15 protein-coding genes are annotated in these 15130 nt (G+C 70.1%); 7 read left to right on the top strand and 8 right to left on the bottom strand.

The genetic code is table 11. The features are described 5' to 3' along the window. The first annotated feature begins 51 nt into the window (after window positions 1-51). The 3 genes from AC0Z9V_RS01650 to AC0Z9V_RS01640 are packed head-to-tail and all read left to right on the top strand — an operon-like array spanning window position 52 to window position 2106. Window positions 52-693, top strand: a complete 642-nt coding sequence (locus AC0Z9V_RS01650) for a biotin transporter BioY (protein WP_244186226.1) — start codon at window positions 52-54, stop codon at window positions 691-693. Next, a complete protein-coding gene (locus AC0Z9V_RS01645) occupies window positions 686-1390 on the top strand; it encodes an energy-coupling factor ABC transporter ATP-binding protein (RefSeq protein WP_459267859.1) in 705 nt (234 codons plus the stop codon). Before AC0Z9V_RS01650 ends, AC0Z9V_RS01645 begins: the two co-directional genes overlap by 8 nt. Then, window positions 1387-2106: an energy-coupling factor transporter transmembrane component T family protein gene (locus AC0Z9V_RS01640; RefSeq protein WP_459267858.1), complete on the top strand. Its 720-nt coding sequence runs from the start codon at window positions 1387-1389 to the stop codon at window positions 2104-2106. Before AC0Z9V_RS01645 ends, AC0Z9V_RS01640 begins: the two co-directional genes overlap by 4 nt. Window positions 2107-2219: 113 nt before the next feature. Here AC0Z9V_RS01640 and AC0Z9V_RS01635 read toward each other — a convergent pair whose 3' ends face one another. Genes AC0Z9V_RS01635 through AC0Z9V_RS01610 form a run of 6 tightly spaced genes read right to left on the bottom strand, consistent with a single transcriptional unit; the run spans window position 2220 to window position 7492 of the window. Beyond that, window positions 2220-2549: a metal-sulfur cluster assembly factor gene (locus AC0Z9V_RS01635; RefSeq protein WP_133081892.1), complete on the bottom strand. Its 330-nt coding sequence runs from the start codon at window positions 2547-2549 to the stop codon at window positions 2220-2222. 56 nt (window positions 2550-2605) lie between these two features. Next, window positions 2606-3367 (bottom strand): Fe-S cluster assembly ATPase SufC, encoded by a 762-nt coding sequence (gene sufC, locus AC0Z9V_RS01630; RefSeq protein ID WP_133081891.1) that lies wholly within the window; start codon window positions 3365-3367, stop codon window positions 2606-2608. Between the two features lie 57 nt (window positions 3368-3424). Then, window positions 3425-3784 carry a non-heme iron oxygenase ferredoxin subunit gene (locus AC0Z9V_RS01625; protein WP_133081890.1) on the bottom strand — a complete coding sequence of 120 codons (360 nt, stop codon included), beginning with the start codon at window positions 3782-3784 and terminating at the stop codon, window positions 3425-3427. Next, the gene (sufD, locus tag AC0Z9V_RS01620) at window positions 3784-5112 is read right to left on the bottom strand and encodes a Fe-S cluster assembly protein SufD (protein WP_208741107.1); all 1329 of its coding nucleotides are present in this window, start codon (window positions 5110-5112) and stop codon (window positions 3784-3786) included. Before sufD ends, AC0Z9V_RS01625 begins: the two co-directional genes overlap by 1 nt. A 2-nt stretch (window positions 5113-5114) precedes the next feature. After that, the gene (sufB, locus tag AC0Z9V_RS01615; RefSeq protein ID WP_133081888.1) at window positions 5115-6587 is read right to left on the bottom strand and encodes a Fe-S cluster assembly protein SufB; all 1473 of its coding nucleotides are present in this window, start codon (window positions 6585-6587) and stop codon (window positions 5115-5117) included. Further along, window positions 6587-7492, bottom strand: coding sequence for a helix-turn-helix transcriptional regulator (locus AC0Z9V_RS01610; RefSeq protein ID WP_485140512.1), 906 nt, complete (start codon window positions 7490-7492; stop codon window positions 6587-6589). Before AC0Z9V_RS01610 ends, sufB begins: the two co-directional genes overlap by 1 nt. 128 nt (window positions 7493-7620) lie before the next feature. Here AC0Z9V_RS01610 and AC0Z9V_RS01605 point away from each other — a divergent pair, with 128 nt between their 5' ends. From AC0Z9V_RS01605 to AC0Z9V_RS01595, 3 genes are read left to right on the top strand one after another with little or no spacing between them, the layout of a single operon-like run. Then, window positions 7621-8571, top strand: coding sequence for an ABC transporter ATP-binding protein (locus tag AC0Z9V_RS01605; protein WP_459267856.1), 951 nt, complete (start codon window positions 7621-7623; stop codon window positions 8569-8571). After that, the gene (locus AC0Z9V_RS01600; RefSeq protein WP_459267855.1) at window positions 8568-9371 is read left to right on the top strand and encodes an ABC transporter permease; all 804 of its coding nucleotides are present in this window, start codon (window positions 8568-8570) and stop codon (window positions 9369-9371) included. The genes AC0Z9V_RS01605 and AC0Z9V_RS01600 overlap by 4 nt, the downstream gene beginning before the upstream one ends. A 4-nt stretch (window positions 9372-9375) precedes the next feature. Then, window positions 9376-10347, top strand: coding sequence for a COX15/CtaA family protein (locus tag AC0Z9V_RS01595; RefSeq protein WP_485140511.1), 972 nt, complete (start codon window positions 9376-9378; stop codon window positions 10345-10347). 62 nt (window positions 10348-10409) lie between these two features. On the opposite strand, the gene AC0Z9V_RS01590 is transcribed toward AC0Z9V_RS01595, so the two are convergent. Continuing rightward, the gene (locus tag AC0Z9V_RS01590; RefSeq protein WP_485140510.1) at window positions 10410-11333 is read right to left on the bottom strand and encodes a dihydrodipicolinate synthase family protein; all 924 of its coding nucleotides are present in this window, start codon (window positions 11331-11333) and stop codon (window positions 10410-10412) included. 117 nt (window positions 11334-11450) lie between these two features. After that, window positions 11451-12395 carry a heme o synthase gene (locus tag AC0Z9V_RS01585; RefSeq protein WP_133081884.1) on the bottom strand — a complete coding sequence of 315 codons (945 nt, stop codon included), beginning with the start codon at window positions 12393-12395 and terminating at the stop codon, window positions 11451-11453. A 499-nt stretch (window positions 12396-12894) separates the two neighbouring features. Here AC0Z9V_RS01585 and tkt point away from each other — a divergent pair, with 499 nt between their 5' ends. Next, window positions 12895-15081: a transketolase gene (gene tkt / locus AC0Z9V_RS01580; protein ID WP_459267852.1), complete on the top strand. Its 2187-nt coding sequence runs from the start codon at window positions 12895-12897 to the stop codon at window positions 15079-15081. The last annotated feature ends 49 nt before the right edge of the window (window positions 15082-15130 follow it).

Raw genomic sequence — 15130 nt, 5'->3', positions numbered from 1 at the left:
AAATCACCGGAGTAGCCGGTGCGACTCCGGCCTGCTGGAGGAGAGTCCGCCGTGCAGCCACTGGAGAAGACCGTCGCCGGAGCGGGCGGCGCCGGCCGCCCGTCGTCCCGCAAGCGGTGGGATACCACCGATCTCTCGCTGGTCGCGGTCTTTGCCGCCCTCATCGCCGCCCTTGCAATCCTACCCGGTATACCGGTCGGTCCGCTCGGGGTGCCCATCACACTGCAGACTCTCGGGGTGATGCTCGCCGGCGTGGTCCTCGGGCCGGCGCGCGGCGCCGCGGCCGTCCTGCTCTACCTCGCGGCAGGGCTGGTCGGCCTGCCGGTCTTCAGCGGCTTCTCCGGTGGTTTCGGCGTCCTCGCCGGGCCGTCCGCCGGCTACCTCGTGGCGTTCCCCCTCGCGGCCTTCGTCGCCGGCCTGCTCGCCGTCGTCGTGGTGCGCAGGGCACGCCGGTTCCGCACCCTCCTTCTCTTCCTCGCCTGCCTCGCGGCCAGTCTCCTGACCGTCCATCCGCTCGGTGTCGCCGGGCTCGTGGTGAATGCCGGGCTCCCCCTGGGGGACGCCCTCGTCGTGGACGCCGCCTACCTGCCCGGCGACGTGGCCAAGAACGTCCTGGCCGCCGTCCTCGCCGTCTCGGTGCACCGTGCGTTCCCGCGGCTCCTCACCACCGGGACGCGCGCCCCCCGTGATTGAGTTCAGGGGCGCCGCCGTCCGCACCGACGACGACGACGCCCGCGTGCTCCTGCATCCGCTGACGCTGACCCTCAGGGAGCGGCGTGTCTCGGTGATCGGCGCCAACGGTTCCGGCAAGTCGACGCTGCTGCGCCTGATCAACGGATTGCTGGTCCCCTCGGAGGGAGCGGTAGCGGTGTTCGGCGAGGACACCCGGACGGCCGGACGTGCCGTGCGCCGGGCCGTCGGCTTCGTCTTCACGGACCCCCTGTCGCAACTCGTGATGCCGACGGGCCGCGAGGACGTGGAACTGTCCCTGCGCGCGCGCCGGCTCCCGGCAACGGAACGCCGCGCCCGGGCCGACGGCGTCCTGCGCCGATTCGGCCTCGACCACCTCGCCGACCGCAGCATCTACGACCTCTCGGGCGGCGAGCGGCAGATCCTCGCCCTCGCCGTGGTGCTCGCGGTGGAGCCGCGCATCCTGGTCGCGGATGAACCGACGACGCTGCTGGACCTGCGCAACGACGCGCGCATCCGCTCACTCATCGCGGGCCTCGACCAGCAGGTGGTCTTCACGACCCACAATCTCGATTTCGCCCTGGAGAGCGACCGCACCCTCGTCGTGGACGACGGTCGCGTGGTGTTCGACGGCGTTCCCGCCGACGCCGTCGCCCGGTACCGGGATCTCGCCTCGGCCGTGAGGGACGGCCGGCGATGAGGGGCTTCGGCAGCACCCTCGGCCTGTACCGGCCCGGACGCGGATTCCTGTACCGGACGCCCCCGTCGGTCAAGGCGGCCGCCTCGCTCGCCTGCGCGGTCGCCGTCGTCGCCTGGCGATCACCGGTCACCACGGCCGGTGTGCTGGTGCTCGCCCTGGGCGCACTCGTGATCGGTGCGCGCCTGTCCCCCCTCCGGATCCTCCGGATGCTCCTGCCCGCGGCCCCCGTCCTCGGCATCCTCGCGCTGTACCAGGGCATCGGCCAGGGGTGGCTGCGGTCCTTCACGGTGGTCGGCGGCATCACCGCATGCCTCCTGGCGGCGCGGGCCCTGACTCTCACGACGCCGACGCAGGTCCTCCTCGACGGGGTGGTCCGGCTGGCCGGCCCCTTCCGAGCGGTCGGCGCCGATCCCGAGCGCTTCGCCCTCACGCTCTCCGTCATGCTGCGGAGCATCCCGTACCTCGCGGGGCTGTTCGTGGACGTCCGCGAGGCCGCCCGTGCACGCGGTCTCGAGCGGGACCCGCGCGTGGCCGTGACCCCGCTGGTGATCGGCGCCGTGGCCTACGCCCATCGGACGGGTGAAGCGCTGGCTGCACGGGGCCTCGGAGACGATGACCGCGACGGGCACGACGGCCATCACGACGGGCACGGCCACCTCGGACGCCGCGCCGCCGGGAGCGGCATCGGACGTGACCGCGACCCGGACGGACCCTGACGCGCCGCCGCCCGTGGCGGTGCCCGGCAACCCTCGGATCCGCCATGGGACGCAGGAAGGGCGGTCCCAGCGTGTGCTGGAACCGCCCTCTCCGGAACTGCCCGATGCCCGGCTCAGATGTTGAAGCCGAGCGCCCGCATCTGGTCGCGGCCGTCCTCGGTGATCCGCTCCGGACCCCACGGGGGCATCCACACCCAGTTCAACCGCCACTCGTCCACCACGCCGTCCAGCGCCTGGCCCACCTGCTCCTCGAGCACGTCGGTCAGCGGGCATGCCGCGGTGGTGAGCGTCATGTCGATCAGGAGGGCGCCGTCCTCCGCGTAGTTCAGGCCGTAGAGCAGCCCGAGGTCCACGACGTTCACGCCGAGCTCCGGGTCGATCACGTCCCGCAACGCTTCCTCGACGTCGTCCAGCGCGGTCTGCGCCTGCTGCACATCACTCATCGCACTCTTCCTTTCGAGCGGTCCGGCACGCGTGCGTGCCGGGAATCCTGAAGGTCCTAGGCCTCGACCGCGGCCGTGAACCGATCGTAGCCCTCTTCCTCGAGGCGGTCCGCGAGTTCCGGGCCGCCCTGTTCGGCGATGCGCCCGGCGACGAACACGTGGACGAAGTCCGGCTTGATGTAGCGCAGGATCCGCGTGTAGTGCGTGATGAGCAGCGTGCCCATCTCACCCTTCGAGTGCTCGCGGTTCACGCCCTCGGAGACCACCTTCAGGGCGTCGACGTCGAGACCCGAGTCGGTCTCGTCGAGGATCGCGAACTTCGGGCGGAAGAGCTCCAGCTGCAGGATCTCCACGCGCTTCTTCTCACCGCCGGAGAAGCCCTCGTTGACGTTGCGCTGGGCGAAGTCGGCATCGATGCGCAGCTGGGCCATGGCCGTCTTGACGTCCTTGGTCCAGTGCCGCAGGCTCGGGGCCTCGCCGTCGAGCGCGGTCTTGGCCGTGCGCAGGAAGTTGGTCATGGTGACGCCGGGGACCTCGACCGGGTACTGCATGGCCAGGAAGAGACCGGCGCGAGCGCGCTCGTCGACGCTCATGGAGAGGACGTCCTCGCCGTCGAGCGTGATCGAACCGCTGTCGACCTTGTACCGGGGGTGGCCGGCGATCGTCGACGCGAGGGTCGACTTGCCGGAACCGTTGGGCCCCATGATCGCGTGGGTCTCGCCGGTGTTGATCGTCAGCGTGACGCCCTTGAGGATGGGGATGTTTCCCTGGTCGGTGTCGATGCTGACGTGCAGGTCCTTGATTTCAAGTGTGGACATCGTGTTCTTTCTCCTTCGCCTGCTCTGCAGGAAGTGTGTGCGTGGACGGCGCCGGCGTCAGCCGAACTGCGGCGCGGGGGCTCCGTTGGTGACCGTCGTGATATCGACATAGACGTTGCCGTCATGGATCTCGAGTGCGAACACCGGGACGGGCTCGTATGCGGGGAGCTGCAGCGGCTGGCCGCTGCGCAGGTCGAACTGGGACCCGTGGCCCCAGCACTCGATGGCGCATCCCTCGACGTCGCCCTCCGACAGGGAGATGTCCGCATGCGAGCAGGTATCGCCCAGTGCGTGGATCTCGCCGTCCGAGTCGCGGACGATGACGACGGGATAGTCGTCGATCAGCACGCGTAGCGCCTGCTTGACCTCGATGTCGTCGACATCGCAGATGAGCTCGCCGCGGGGTGCTTCCGCCATCAGAGGTTCCCTGCCGCGAGCTCACGCTCGACCGACGCGGAGAGCCGCTCCTCGAGGGACGGCACCTTGATCTGCTGGATGACCTCGGTGAGGAAGCCGCGCACCACGAGGCGGCGTGCGTCCTTCTCGGGGATCCCGCGGGCCATCAGGTAGAACAGGTGCTCGTCGTCGAAGCGTCCGGTGGCACTGGCGTGGCCGGCACCCTCGATGAGGCCCGTCTCGATCTCGAGGTTCGGCACCGAGTCCGACCGCGCGCCGTCCGTGAGGATCAGGTTGCGGTTCGTCTCGTAGGTGTCCGTACCCTCGGCGGCCTTGCGGATCAGCACGTCACCGACCCACACGGTGTGCGCGTCGTCGCCCTGCAGGGCGCCCTTGTAGGTGACGCGTGACTTGCAGTTCGGCACGGCGTGGTCCACCAGGAGGCGCTGCTCGAGGTGCTGGCCGGCGTCGGCGAAGTACAGTCCGTACATCTCGACCTCGGCTCCGGTGGCGGTGAAGATCGACGACGGCGTGAGGCGCACGAGGTCGCCACCGAGGCTGACGACGACGTGCTTGTAGCGGGCGTCACGGCCCACCTTCGCCTGCTGCGAGGACACGTGCACGGCGTCGTCGTCCCATTCCTGGACACTGACGACGGTCAGCTCGGCACCGTCGCCGACGATGATCTCGACGTTCTGGGCGAGGGTGACCGAACCGGTGTGGTCCAGCACGACGACGGCCTTGGAGAAGGCCTCGGCGTGGATGAGGATGTGCTGGGCCGCCGCGCCGGAGGTCGAGCCGGTGACGCTGACCATGACCTCGCCGTCGGCCACCGTCTCCTTCGGGATGGTGATCACGGTCGCGTCGGAGAACGCGTTCCACGCTGCGGCGGAGACGCGGTCCTCGGGCGTGGCCGCGGTGCCGAGGCGGGCGTCGCTGCGATCCACGGTCTCGACGGTGACGTTCCCGGCGCCGGTGACATTCACCGCGGGAGCCGTGCCGGTCAGGGCATCGGTGTGCAGTCCCCGCAGGCGCTTGAGCGGGGTGAAGCGCCAGTCCTCCTCGAGGCCCGTGAGGGACGGGAAGTCGGCGAGGTCGAAGGACCTGCGCCGCTCGCCCCGGGACGCCTCGGGCACCACGGGCGCGTTGCCATGGCTGTGCTTCTTGAGGCCGAGCTGCTCCGAGCCCTGGTCGTCGGCGGAGAGGCTCTCGCCCTCCTCCGTGAACCCGTCGATGGACGCCGCGGCGCCCGAGGGGGCGCCCAGGCGGGCCTTCTCGTCGAGGTCTCCGAGATCGGTGACCTCGCCCTCGGTGTCGGGTGAAATTTCCGTGTGGGTGGTCTCAGCCATCGCTAGCCTACGGCCCCTTCCATCTGCAGTTCGATCAGCCGGTTCAGCTCGAGCGCGTACTCCATGGGCAGCTCGCGGGCGATCGGCTCGATGAAGCCGCGCACGATCATGGCCATGGCCTCGTCCTCGGGGAGCCCGCGGGACATCAGGTAGAACAGCTGCTCCTCGCTGACGCGCGACACGGTGGCCTCGTGGCCCATGGTGACGTCGTCCTCGCGGATGTCCACGTACGGGTACGTGTCCGAGCGCGAGATGGTATCGACCAGCAGCGCGTCGCAGCGCACCGTGTTCGCGGAGTGCTTGGCCCCGTCGCGCACCTGGACGAGCCCGCGGTAGGCGGCACGTCCGCCACCGCGTGCAACGGACTTGGAGATGATCGAGGACTTGGTGTTGGGCGCGATGTGGACCATCTTCGAGCCGGTGTCCTGGTGCTGTCCCTCGCCGGCGAAGGCGATCGAGAGCGTCTCGCCCTTGGCGTGCTCGCCGACCAGGTAGACCGCCGGGTACTTCATGGTGACCTTGGAACCGATGTTGCCGTCGATCCACTCCATGGTGGCGCCCTCGTGGGCGATGGCGCGCTTGGTCACGAGGTTGTACACGTTGTTCGACCAGTTCTGGATGGTCGTGTACCGGACGCGCGCGCCCTTCTTGACCACGATCTCGACGACGGCCGAGTGCAGGGAGTCCGACGTGTAGATCGGGGCCGTGCAGCCCTCGATGTAGTGCACGTAGGAGTCCTCGTCCGCGATGATGAGCGTCCGTTCGAACTGGCCCATGTTCTCGGTGTTGATGCGGAAGTAGGCCTGCAGGGGGATCTCGACGTGGACGCCCTTCGGCACGTAGACGAAGGAACCGCCCGACCAGACGGCCGTGTTCAGCGACGCGAACTTGTTGTCGCCGACGGGGATGATGGTGCCGAAGTACTCCTTGAAGATCTCCGGGTGCTCACGCAGCGCGGTGTCCGTGTCGAGGAAGAGCACGCCCTGGCGCTCGAGGTCCTCGCGCAGCTGGTGGTAGACCACCTCGGACTCGTACTGGGCGGCGACACCGGACACGAGGCGGGCGCGCTCGGCCTCGGGGATGCCGAGCTTCTCGTAGGTGTTGCGGATGTCCTCGGGGAGGTCCTCCCACGTGTTCGCCTGCTTCTCCGTGGAGCGGACGAAGTACTTGATGTTGTCGAAGTCGATCCCGGAGAGGTCCGCACCCCACGCGGGCATGGGCTTGCGGTCGAAGTACTTGAGGCCCTTCAGGCGGAGATCGAGCATCCATTCGGGCTCGTTCTTCTTGGCGGAGATGTCGCGCACGACCTCCTCGCTCAGACCGCGGCGCGCGTTGTCGCTCGCCTCGTTCTTGTCCGCCCAGCCGTACTGGTAGGTTCCGATGCCCTCGAGTTCGGGGTTCTTCTCGAGGATGTCGCTGATCACCGACTCCGGCACTGCCGATGCAACTGGCTTGCGGTCTACTTGATCCGTCATCATGGCCTTCCTTGCTGATGGATGGATAACGTCGCTGGATTGCTGGGGGGACCGGCGTCCGGAGCCACCGGCTGCGCGTCGGCGCCGGCTGCGTCCGGGCCGGCCACGGCGGCCGGAGCCGCCGTCGTCCGTCCCAGGGGAATGTGGGTGGTGCAGACGTGCCCGCCGGCGGCCAGCGTCGACAGCCTGCGGACATCGACGTCGAGCAGGCGGGCGAAGACGCCCGTCTCCTGCTCGCAGAACGCCGGGAACGCCGAGGCGAGCCCCTGGATGGGGCAGTGTCCCTGGCAGAGCTGGACGCTCAGCATCACGGGCCGGATCGCGGCGTTGGTGCGCGGACCGCGCCCCTGTGGGAGCCCCACCGTCTTGGTCGATCCCACGAACCCGTCGGCGGTGAGCGCACCTGCCAGGGCGTGGGCTCGCGCCTCGAGATCGGGCCCTGCGGCTTCGACGATCGGGCGGTAGCGCTCCTCCATGCCCGAGAAGCGGGTGCGGGCGAAGTCCTCGATGGCCTGCGGGCCGGCAGCCTCGCCGAGCTGGGCCAGTGCGGCGGTCGCGATGTCGAGGTAGTCGTTGCCGAGCTTCGTCTGGCCGCGCTGGCTCAGGACGTAGCGGCGTGCGGGGCGACCGGCACCGGTCGCGGAACTGCGGACGCGCTTGACCTCGATGAGGCCGTCGGAGGAGAGGGCGTCGAGGTGGCGGCGCATGGCGGCGGGTGTGAATCCGAGGCGATCTCCGAGTTCGGCCGCGCTGACGGGCCCCCGCTCGAGGACGGCGGAGAGCACACGGTCACGCGTACGCTCGTCCGGATCGGGCGAGACGATCTGGGCGGTCCGGTCGGCGGGCGCGGGTCCGCCGGCAGGACCGGCGACCTCGGGAAGGGTGGCGCGGGGCGATACGGTCACGGTCCATTCCTTCCGTCGGCGACAAAATACACAACACAAGCATGACCTAATGTATTCCGGGCCACCACTTAGGCGAGGCTACCCATCCGGGCCCCCGCGCCTCCTACTACCTGACGTAGAATAATGGGGTGCCGACAACTTCCCCCGCCCTCGAGATCGACGGGCTGATCAAGGATTTCGGGCCCGTCGGCTCGCTCGACGGCCGCATGGTCCGGGTGCTCGACGGCGTCAGCCTCAGCGCGGCGCACGGGGCGGTCACCGTCCTCCTCGGAGCCAATGGCGCCGGCAAGACGACGACGCTCGAATGTGCGCAGGGGCTCCAGCGTGCAGACGGTGGGCTGGTCCGGCTCCTCGGCGAGGACCCCGCGCGCGCGACGCCGGACCTGCGGGCGCGAGTCGGCGTGATGCTGCAGGACGGAGGGCTCCCGCCCTCGGTGCGACCCCTCGCCCTCCTGCGCCACGTGGCGTCGATGTACCGGTCCCCGCTGCCCGTGGAGGCGCTGGCCGAGCGCCTCGGCCTGGACGACTTCGGCGCCGTCTCCATCCGTCGTCTCTCCGGTGGGCAGAAGCAGCGCCTCGCCCTGGCCTGCGCCCTCGTCGGACGGCCAGAGGTCGTCTTCCTCGACGAGCCCAGCGCGGGTCTCGACCCGCAGTCGCGCACGATCGTGTTCGACCTCATCCGGGAACTCCGCGCGGACGGCCTCGCCGTCGTCCTCACCACCCACCTGCTCGACGACGCGCAGAAGCTCGCCGACTACGTCTACATCCTCGAGGGCGGCCGGACCGTCGCCGAGGGTACTGTCGCGGACCTCACGGCCGACACGGACACCGACGGGATGCGTGAGCTGCGCTTCGAGACCGTACCCGGACTCACCCTTCCCCCGGACCTGCTCCCCCACCTGCACCAGCGTGAACCCGAACCCGGACAGTACGTGCTCCGCGGCTCACTGACGGCCCGGGACGTCGCCCGCCTGGCGGAGTGGTGGGATGCCTGCGGCGTGATGCCGACGGCGATCGCCATGACGCCCCGGTCCCTGGAGGACGTCTTCCTCGACATCTCCGGACGGAGCATCCGATGAGCACCAGCGCTCCCGCTCCCCGCCGCACGGCTTCCGGTCCCGACGCCGGTGCCGCCCGCGGAACGGCCGCCGGCCTGCCTGTCCGCGTGCTGCGCCACGGCTCCTACGAGGCCCTGGCGATGCTGCGCAACGGGGAGCAGCTCGTCCTGGCGATCGTCCTGCCGCTGCTGGCACTCACCGCCCTGGTGATCACCCCGCTGCTGGACCCCTACGGCCCGAGCCGCATCGACATCGCCGCTCCCGGCGTCCTCGCCCTCTGCACCATGTCCACGGCGTTCACGGGCCAGGGCATCGCGACGGGCTTCGACCGCCGGTACGGCGTGCTCCGCTTCCTCTCGACGACGCCCCTCGGCCGCTCGGGGCTCATCCTCGGCAAAGCCGTCGCCGTCGCCGGTGTGCTGGCCGTCCAGCTCGTCGTGATCGGGGGTGCCGCCGCCCTGATGGGCTGGTCGCCGCGGGCCGAGGGGGTCCTCCCGGCCGCCCTCCTCCTGCTGGTGGGGTCGGCCGCGTTCACGGCCCTCGGACTCCTCGTCGCGGGCACCCTGCGCCCCGAGGCCACCCTCGCGGTCACCAACCTCGTGTGGATCCTGCTCGCCGCTGCCGGCGGGGTGGTCATCCCGGCCGCGAGCCTGCCCGCTGCCGCCGAACCGTTCGTCACCGTCCTGCCGTCGTCGGCCCTCGGCGACGGGCTGAGGAGCGCCCTGGTGGACGGCGCCCTCGATCCCATCGCGTGCCTCGTGCTCCTCGCCTGGGCCGCCCTCGCTAGCCTGGCGGCCATCCGCTGGTTCAAATGGAGCTGACGCCATGACCCTCCCCTCGCTCTCGCGCCTCACGACCCGACTGCCGCGCACCACGACGCCGCTGGTGCGCCGGCTGGCTATCGCCTCGCTCGTGTCGCAGATCGCCATCGTGGTGACCGGCGGCGCGGTCCGCCTCACGGCGTCGGGCCTCGGCTGCCCGGAATGGCCGCGCTGCACGCCCGACTCGATCGTGACCACGCCCGAGATGGGCTTCCACGGTGTGATCGAGTTCGGGAACCGGCTCCTCACGTTCGTGCTGGTCCTCATCGCCGTCGCCATGATCGTCTCCCTGCTCGGCATGCGGCGCGAACGCAAGGACCTGTTCCGCCTGTCCATCGGCCTGTTCCTGGGGATCCCGGCCCAGGCCGTCATCGGCGGGATCACCGTGTGGACCGATCTGAACCCGTGGGTCGTGGGTCTCCACTTCATCGTCTCGATGGTGCTCGTCGCCCTGGCGACCGTCCTGGTCAACCGTGCCCGGCTCACGACGGAGCAGTACCTCGCCCGGCGGGCACCGGCCACCCCGCCCCTCCTGCGCCAGCTGCTCGTCACGGCCACGGTGCTGACGTCCGTCGCCGTCGTGCTCGGCGTGGTCGTGACGGGTTCCGGCCCCCACGCAGGTGACCACGGCGCTGCCCGCAACGGGCTCGACTCCGACCTCATGACGCGCGCGCACGCCCTCCCGGTGTACCTGCTCGTCGCCACCGTTGTGCTCGCACTTGTCGTCGCGCACCGGGCCAGGGTCCACGAGAAGCTGCGGAAGGCCCTCGGGATCCTCGCCGGAGTGGTGCTGGTGCAGGGCGCCATCGGCTACACCCAGCACTTCCTGCACCTGCCGATCGCGCTCGTGGCTCTGCATATGCTGGGGGCGTCGCTGCTCATGGCCGCCGTCATCCATGCCCAGTACACGGGTACGACAGGCAGGACGCTCCCGGGGACGCGGACCGAGGCGAAGGTGCCGCACACCGTCTCCTAGGGGCGTCGACCTGCGTCCCGTCATCAGGCAGGGAGAACCGGAGCCGTCGACCGGACGTCGCCTCAGGCGTCGTCCCTGCCATCGTTCCGGTCGTCCGCGAACTCACCCTCGAGGAGGTCGAGGAGCCGCCCGAGCTCGCGCAGCTCGGATCCGGGACTCGGCAGCAGGGGCGGGCGCGGATCGCCCGCCGCCACCCCGCAGGCCCGGGCCAGGAGGTGCAGTCCGCTGATCTTCCGCAGCCCCGCCACATGGTCGACGAGGGGCGCGAGGACCGAGCGCACGCGGTCCACCTCGCGCCGGTCGCCCGCGAGGACGGCGGCGCGGAGCCGGCCGTAGTAGGCGGGCAGGAGCGCGGCGGGGCCGCTGTGCCACGCGTCGGCCGCGACCTCCCCCGTCATCATGAGCAGATCCCCGCTCACGCCATGGCTGAAGGTCTCCGGGACGAGTGCGGCGAGTTCGGCGTGCCGTGCGTTGAAGGTCGCCGCATCGGCCGCCGTGTCCTTGAACGCGACGACCTCCGGAAGGGCGGACAGTTCGGCGACCACCGGCAGCGAGTAGTCGAACTGCGTGGTCCCCGGATTGTTGTAGAGGCAGACGGGCAGGTCCGTGGCGGCGCACACCGCCCGCACCTGCGCCAGGACCTCGTCGTCGGTGAGGGGTACGTAGGAGACCGGGGACAGCACGAGTCCGGCCGCCCCTGCCCGCTGGGCGTCGACGGCGGCGTCCAGCACCTCCCGCGTCCCGACGGAACTGATGCCCACCGCCACCGGGACGCGCCCGTCGAGGGCATCGATCGCCGTCCGCGCGATCTGCGAGCGTTCGGCCGCGTCCAGGTAGGCGAAGCTGCCGGAGGAACCGAGGACGGTCACGGCGTCGACACCGGACGTGGCCAGGGAATCCAGGAGGCCGCGCAGGTCCTCGTGGCGGACGGATCCGTCGGTGTCGAACGGTGTGACGGGGTAGGCGATCAGGCCGGTGAAGTCCATGGCAGCCAGCCTAGGGGGTGGTGCCGCGGCCGGCACCACCGCGACCGGGAACGCGGCGCGGCCCGTGCCTGCCGCCGGAGTGTCCTCGGGTCGGCCCGGCTCAGGCCGGGGGCGGGCTCAGGGCAGGATGGCCGAACCGACGAAGGGATCGATCGCGAGGGCGAGGAAGAGCACGGTGAGATAGCTGATGGAGCCGTGGAAGACCTTCATCGCGGCCTTGTTGTTCAACGCGCCCCGCTGCGCCAGGGAGTACAGCGTGTGGGACTCCCGGATGAACCAGGCGCCGCCGAGGAGGGCGGCCACGGAGTAGACCCAGCCGGCACCGGCGGGGACCAGCAGGAGCGAGCACGCCACCATGGCCCAGGCGTAGAGCACGACCTGCACCGAGACGACGCGGGCGCCGGCGATCGCACCGAGCATCGGGACGCTCGCTGCGTTGTAGTCGTCGCTGTACTTCATGGAGAGCGGCCAGTAGTGCGGGGGCGTCCAGAGGAAGATGATCAGGAACAGGACGACGGCGGGCCACTCGACGGATCCGGTGACGGCGGCCCAGGCGATCAGGACGGGCATGCACCCCGCGGCGCCGCCCCAGACGATGTTCTGCGACGTGCGGCGCTTGAGCACGAGCGTGTAGACGACGACGTAGAGGAAGATGGCGGCGACGCCGAGCAGCCCTGCGAGCGGGTTGGCACCGAACCACAGGACGGCGATCGCCACGGCACCGAGGATCCAGGAGAAGACCAGCGCCTCGCGGGGCGTGACCTCACCGGTCACGAGCGGGCGGTTCTCCGTGCGGTGCATGAGCTTGTCGATGTCGCGGTCGATGTAGCAGTTGAATGCTCCCGCGCTACCGGCCGCAAGGGCTCCGCCGACCATGGTGGCCAGGATCAGGCCGAGGGGCGGGAATCCGCCCTGCGCGAAGATCATGGTGGGAAGCGTGGTCACCAGGAGGAGTTCGATCACGCGAGGCTTCGTCAGGGCGAGGTAGGCCTTCGCTTTGCGGCCGAAACCCTGACGGGCCTGCGGGGAACGTGCCGGAGCAGGAGCCTGCTGGGTCTTCACAAGGCAACACTTTCGTTTCTTCCGGAGTAAAAGACAAAGCCCATCATACCCTTTTACGCTCTGTAGAAATCGGGGCCGATCGCCGTCCTGCGGTCCTTGCGGGTACGGCTCCACCATGTCCGCGAGGACCGGCGACAGGGACCGTGCGGTCGGCGCGGCGCGGAAGAGTGCCCCTGCAGGACTCCGGCGGTGCGGCGCCCATGAGGACGATGGAGCGGCCAGGCCGGTCTCGTGGCTCGTCCCGCTGCCTCTCCGGGGCCGTCCGCAACCCCTTGATGTGACGGACGACATTCTTCGACTCCCACGACTGTTCGCGGGCCGGAAGGGATAGTGTGGATTCGAAAGCCCGCTGCAGAAGCCTGCCCGGAATCCCTCCGGGTTCGATGCTGTCCGCGGTCGGTGCTTGAACTCGCAGCATTCAACGGTGAACGGCCAGCCCGACGGCGTGCCTGCAAGCACCCCGTCGTCGGCCGTTCCGGACAGAGAGGGGCCCGGAAACGTGCCACAGACGCAAGAGCAGGAACTGACCTGGACCGAACTCGACCAGAAGGCGGTCGACACGGTCCGCATCCTGGCAGCGGACGCGGTGGAGAAGGTGGGCAACGGACACCCGGGGACGGCCATGAGCCTGGCGCCGGCCGCCTACCTCCTGTTCCACAAGCTGATGCGGCACGATCCGTCGGACCCCGAGTGGACCGGCCGCGACCGCTTCGTCCTCTCCCCCGGCCACACCTCGCTCACCCTCTACATCCAGCTCTTCCTGTCCGGGTACGGCCTCGAGCTCGATGACCTGAAGGCACTGCGCACCTGGGGCTCCCTCACGCCCGGGCATCCCGAGTACCGCCACACCAAGGGCGTCGAGATCACCACCGGCCCGCTCGGCCAGGGCCTCGCGACGTCGGTCGGTTTCGCCTACGGCCAGCGCCGCCAGCGCGGGATGTTCGACGCCGACGCACCGGCCGGCACCAGCCCGTTCGACCACACCATCTGGGTCATCGCCTCGGACGGCGACCTCCAGGAGGGCGTGACGGCGGAGGCCTCGTCCCTCGCCGGCCACCAGGAGCTCGGGAACCTCGTGGTGATCTACGACGAGAACCACATCTCGATCGAGGACGACACGGACATCGCCTTCACCGAGGACGTCCTGAAGCGCTACGAGGCGTACGGGTGGCACACCCAGCGCGTCGACTGGACCAAGACCGGCGAGTACGTCGAGGACGTCGCCGAGCTCTACTCCGCGCTCGTCGCCGCGAAGAACGAGACCTCGAAGCCGAGCATCGTCTCGCTGCGCACGATCATCGGCTACCCCGCGCCGAACAAGCAGAACACCGGCAAGATCCACGGCTCCGCGCTCGGCAAGGACGAAGTCGCAGCGCTCAAGGAAGCCCTCGGCTTCGACCCCGAGAAGCACTTCGACGTCGACCCGGAGGTCCTGGACCACGCCCGCGGCGTCGTGCAGCGCGGTGCCGATGCGCACAGCGCCTGGCAGGAGGGCTTCGACGCCTGGAAGGCGGCACACGCCGACGAGGCCGCGCTCCTCGAGCGCATCCAGGCCCGCACCCTGCCCGAGGGCTGGGAGGAGACCCTCCCCACGTTCGAGGCCGGCAAGGACATGTCCACGCGTGCCGCGTCCGGCAAGGTCCTCACGGCCATCGGCCCCGCCCTCCCGGAGCTGTGGGGCGGCAGCGCCGACCTCGCGGAGTCGAACAACACGACCATCGAGGGATCGCCGTCGTTCATCCCGCCGAGCCGCCAGACCAAGTCGTGGTCGGGCAACGAGTACGGCCGCGTGCTGCACTTCGGTATCCGTGAGCACGCTGCCGCGGCCATCGTGAACGGCATCGTGATGCACAGCAGCACCCGCGCGTTCTCGGGGACCTTCCTGATCTTCAGCGACTACCAGCGCCCCGCGGTGCGCCTCGGCGCGCTCATGGGCGTCCCGGCCATCTATGTCTGGACCCACGACTCGATCGGCCTCGGCGAGGACGGCCCCACCCATCAGCCGGTCGAGCAGCTGTCCTCGCTGCGGACCATCCCGGGACTCGACGTCGTCCGCCCGGGCGACGCGAACGAGGTGGCCGTCGCCTGGCGCACCATCCTCGAGAACACCGAGAACCCCGCCGGCATCGTGCTGACGCGGCAGAACATCCCGACCTACCAGCGGGGCGACGGCGCAGCCGAGGGTGACACGTTCGGTTCGGTCGAGGGAGTCGCGAAGGGCGGCTACGTGCTCGCCGAAGCACGGAACGGATCGCCCGACGTGATCCTCGTCGGCACGGGCTCCGAGGTCCAGCTCGCGGTGGAAGCCCGCGAGGCCCTCGAGGCGGAGGGCATCTCCGCGCGCGTCGTGTCCATGCCGTGCCTGGAGTGGTTCAACGCCCAGGACGCGTCCTACCGCGAGAGCGTCCTGCCGCGCACCGTCCGCGCCCGCGTGTCCGTCGAGGCCGGCGTCTCGCAGAGCTGGCACGGGATCGTCGGCGACGCCGGACGCAGCGTGTCGCTCGAGCACTTCGGCGCCTCCGCCGACTACAAGACGCTCTACCGCGAGTTCGGCATCACGGCGGACGCCGTCGTCGCGGCCGCCAAGGACTCCCTCGAGGCCGTGGCCGCCGATCCGCTGGCACCGAACGGCACCGCGGCGATGCCGTCGGGCCACCGTGCCACCGAGACCGGTGACCATCAGTAGTCCCGCACCCTCCGTCAGAATCCAGCACACATTCCGCGGAAGCGGACAA

The organism is Arthrobacter sp. UYP4, assembly GCF_057291175.1.
This window is presented reverse-complemented; position numbering and strand designations above follow the sequence as displayed.

Coding starts and splice junctions, on each gene's coding strand:
- sufB (WP_133081888.1), bottom strand. CDS start 6,587: ATGACGGATCAAGTAGACCGCAAGCCAGTTGCATCGGCAGTGCCGGAG.
- AC0Z9V_RS01635 (WP_133081892.1), bottom strand. CDS start 2,549: ATGAGTGATGTGCAGCAGGCGCAGACCGCGCTGGACGACGTCGAGGAA.
- AC0Z9V_RS01590 (WP_485140510.1), bottom strand. CDS start 11,333: ATGGACTTCACCGGCCTGATCGCCTACCCCGTCACACCGTTCGACACC.
- AC0Z9V_RS01640 (WP_459267858.1), top strand. CDS start 1,387: ATGAGGGGCTTCGGCAGCACCCTCGGCCTGTACCGGCCCGGACGCGGA.
- AC0Z9V_RS01625 (WP_133081890.1), bottom strand. CDS start 3,784: ATGGCGGAAGCACCCCGCGGCGAGCTCATCTGCGATGTCGACGACATC.
- AC0Z9V_RS01600 (WP_459267855.1), top strand. CDS start 8,568: ATGAGCACCAGCGCTCCCGCTCCCCGCCGCACGGCTTCCGGTCCCGAC.
- sufD (WP_208741107.1), bottom strand. CDS start 5,112: ATGGCTGAGACCACCCACACGGAAATTTCACCCGACACCGAGGGCGAG.
- AC0Z9V_RS01595 (WP_485140511.1), top strand. CDS start 9,376: ATGACCCTCCCCTCGCTCTCGCGCCTCACGACCCGACTGCCGCGCACC.
- sufC (WP_133081891.1), bottom strand. CDS start 3,367: ATGTCCACACTTGAAATCAAGGACCTGCACGTCAGCATCGACACCGAC.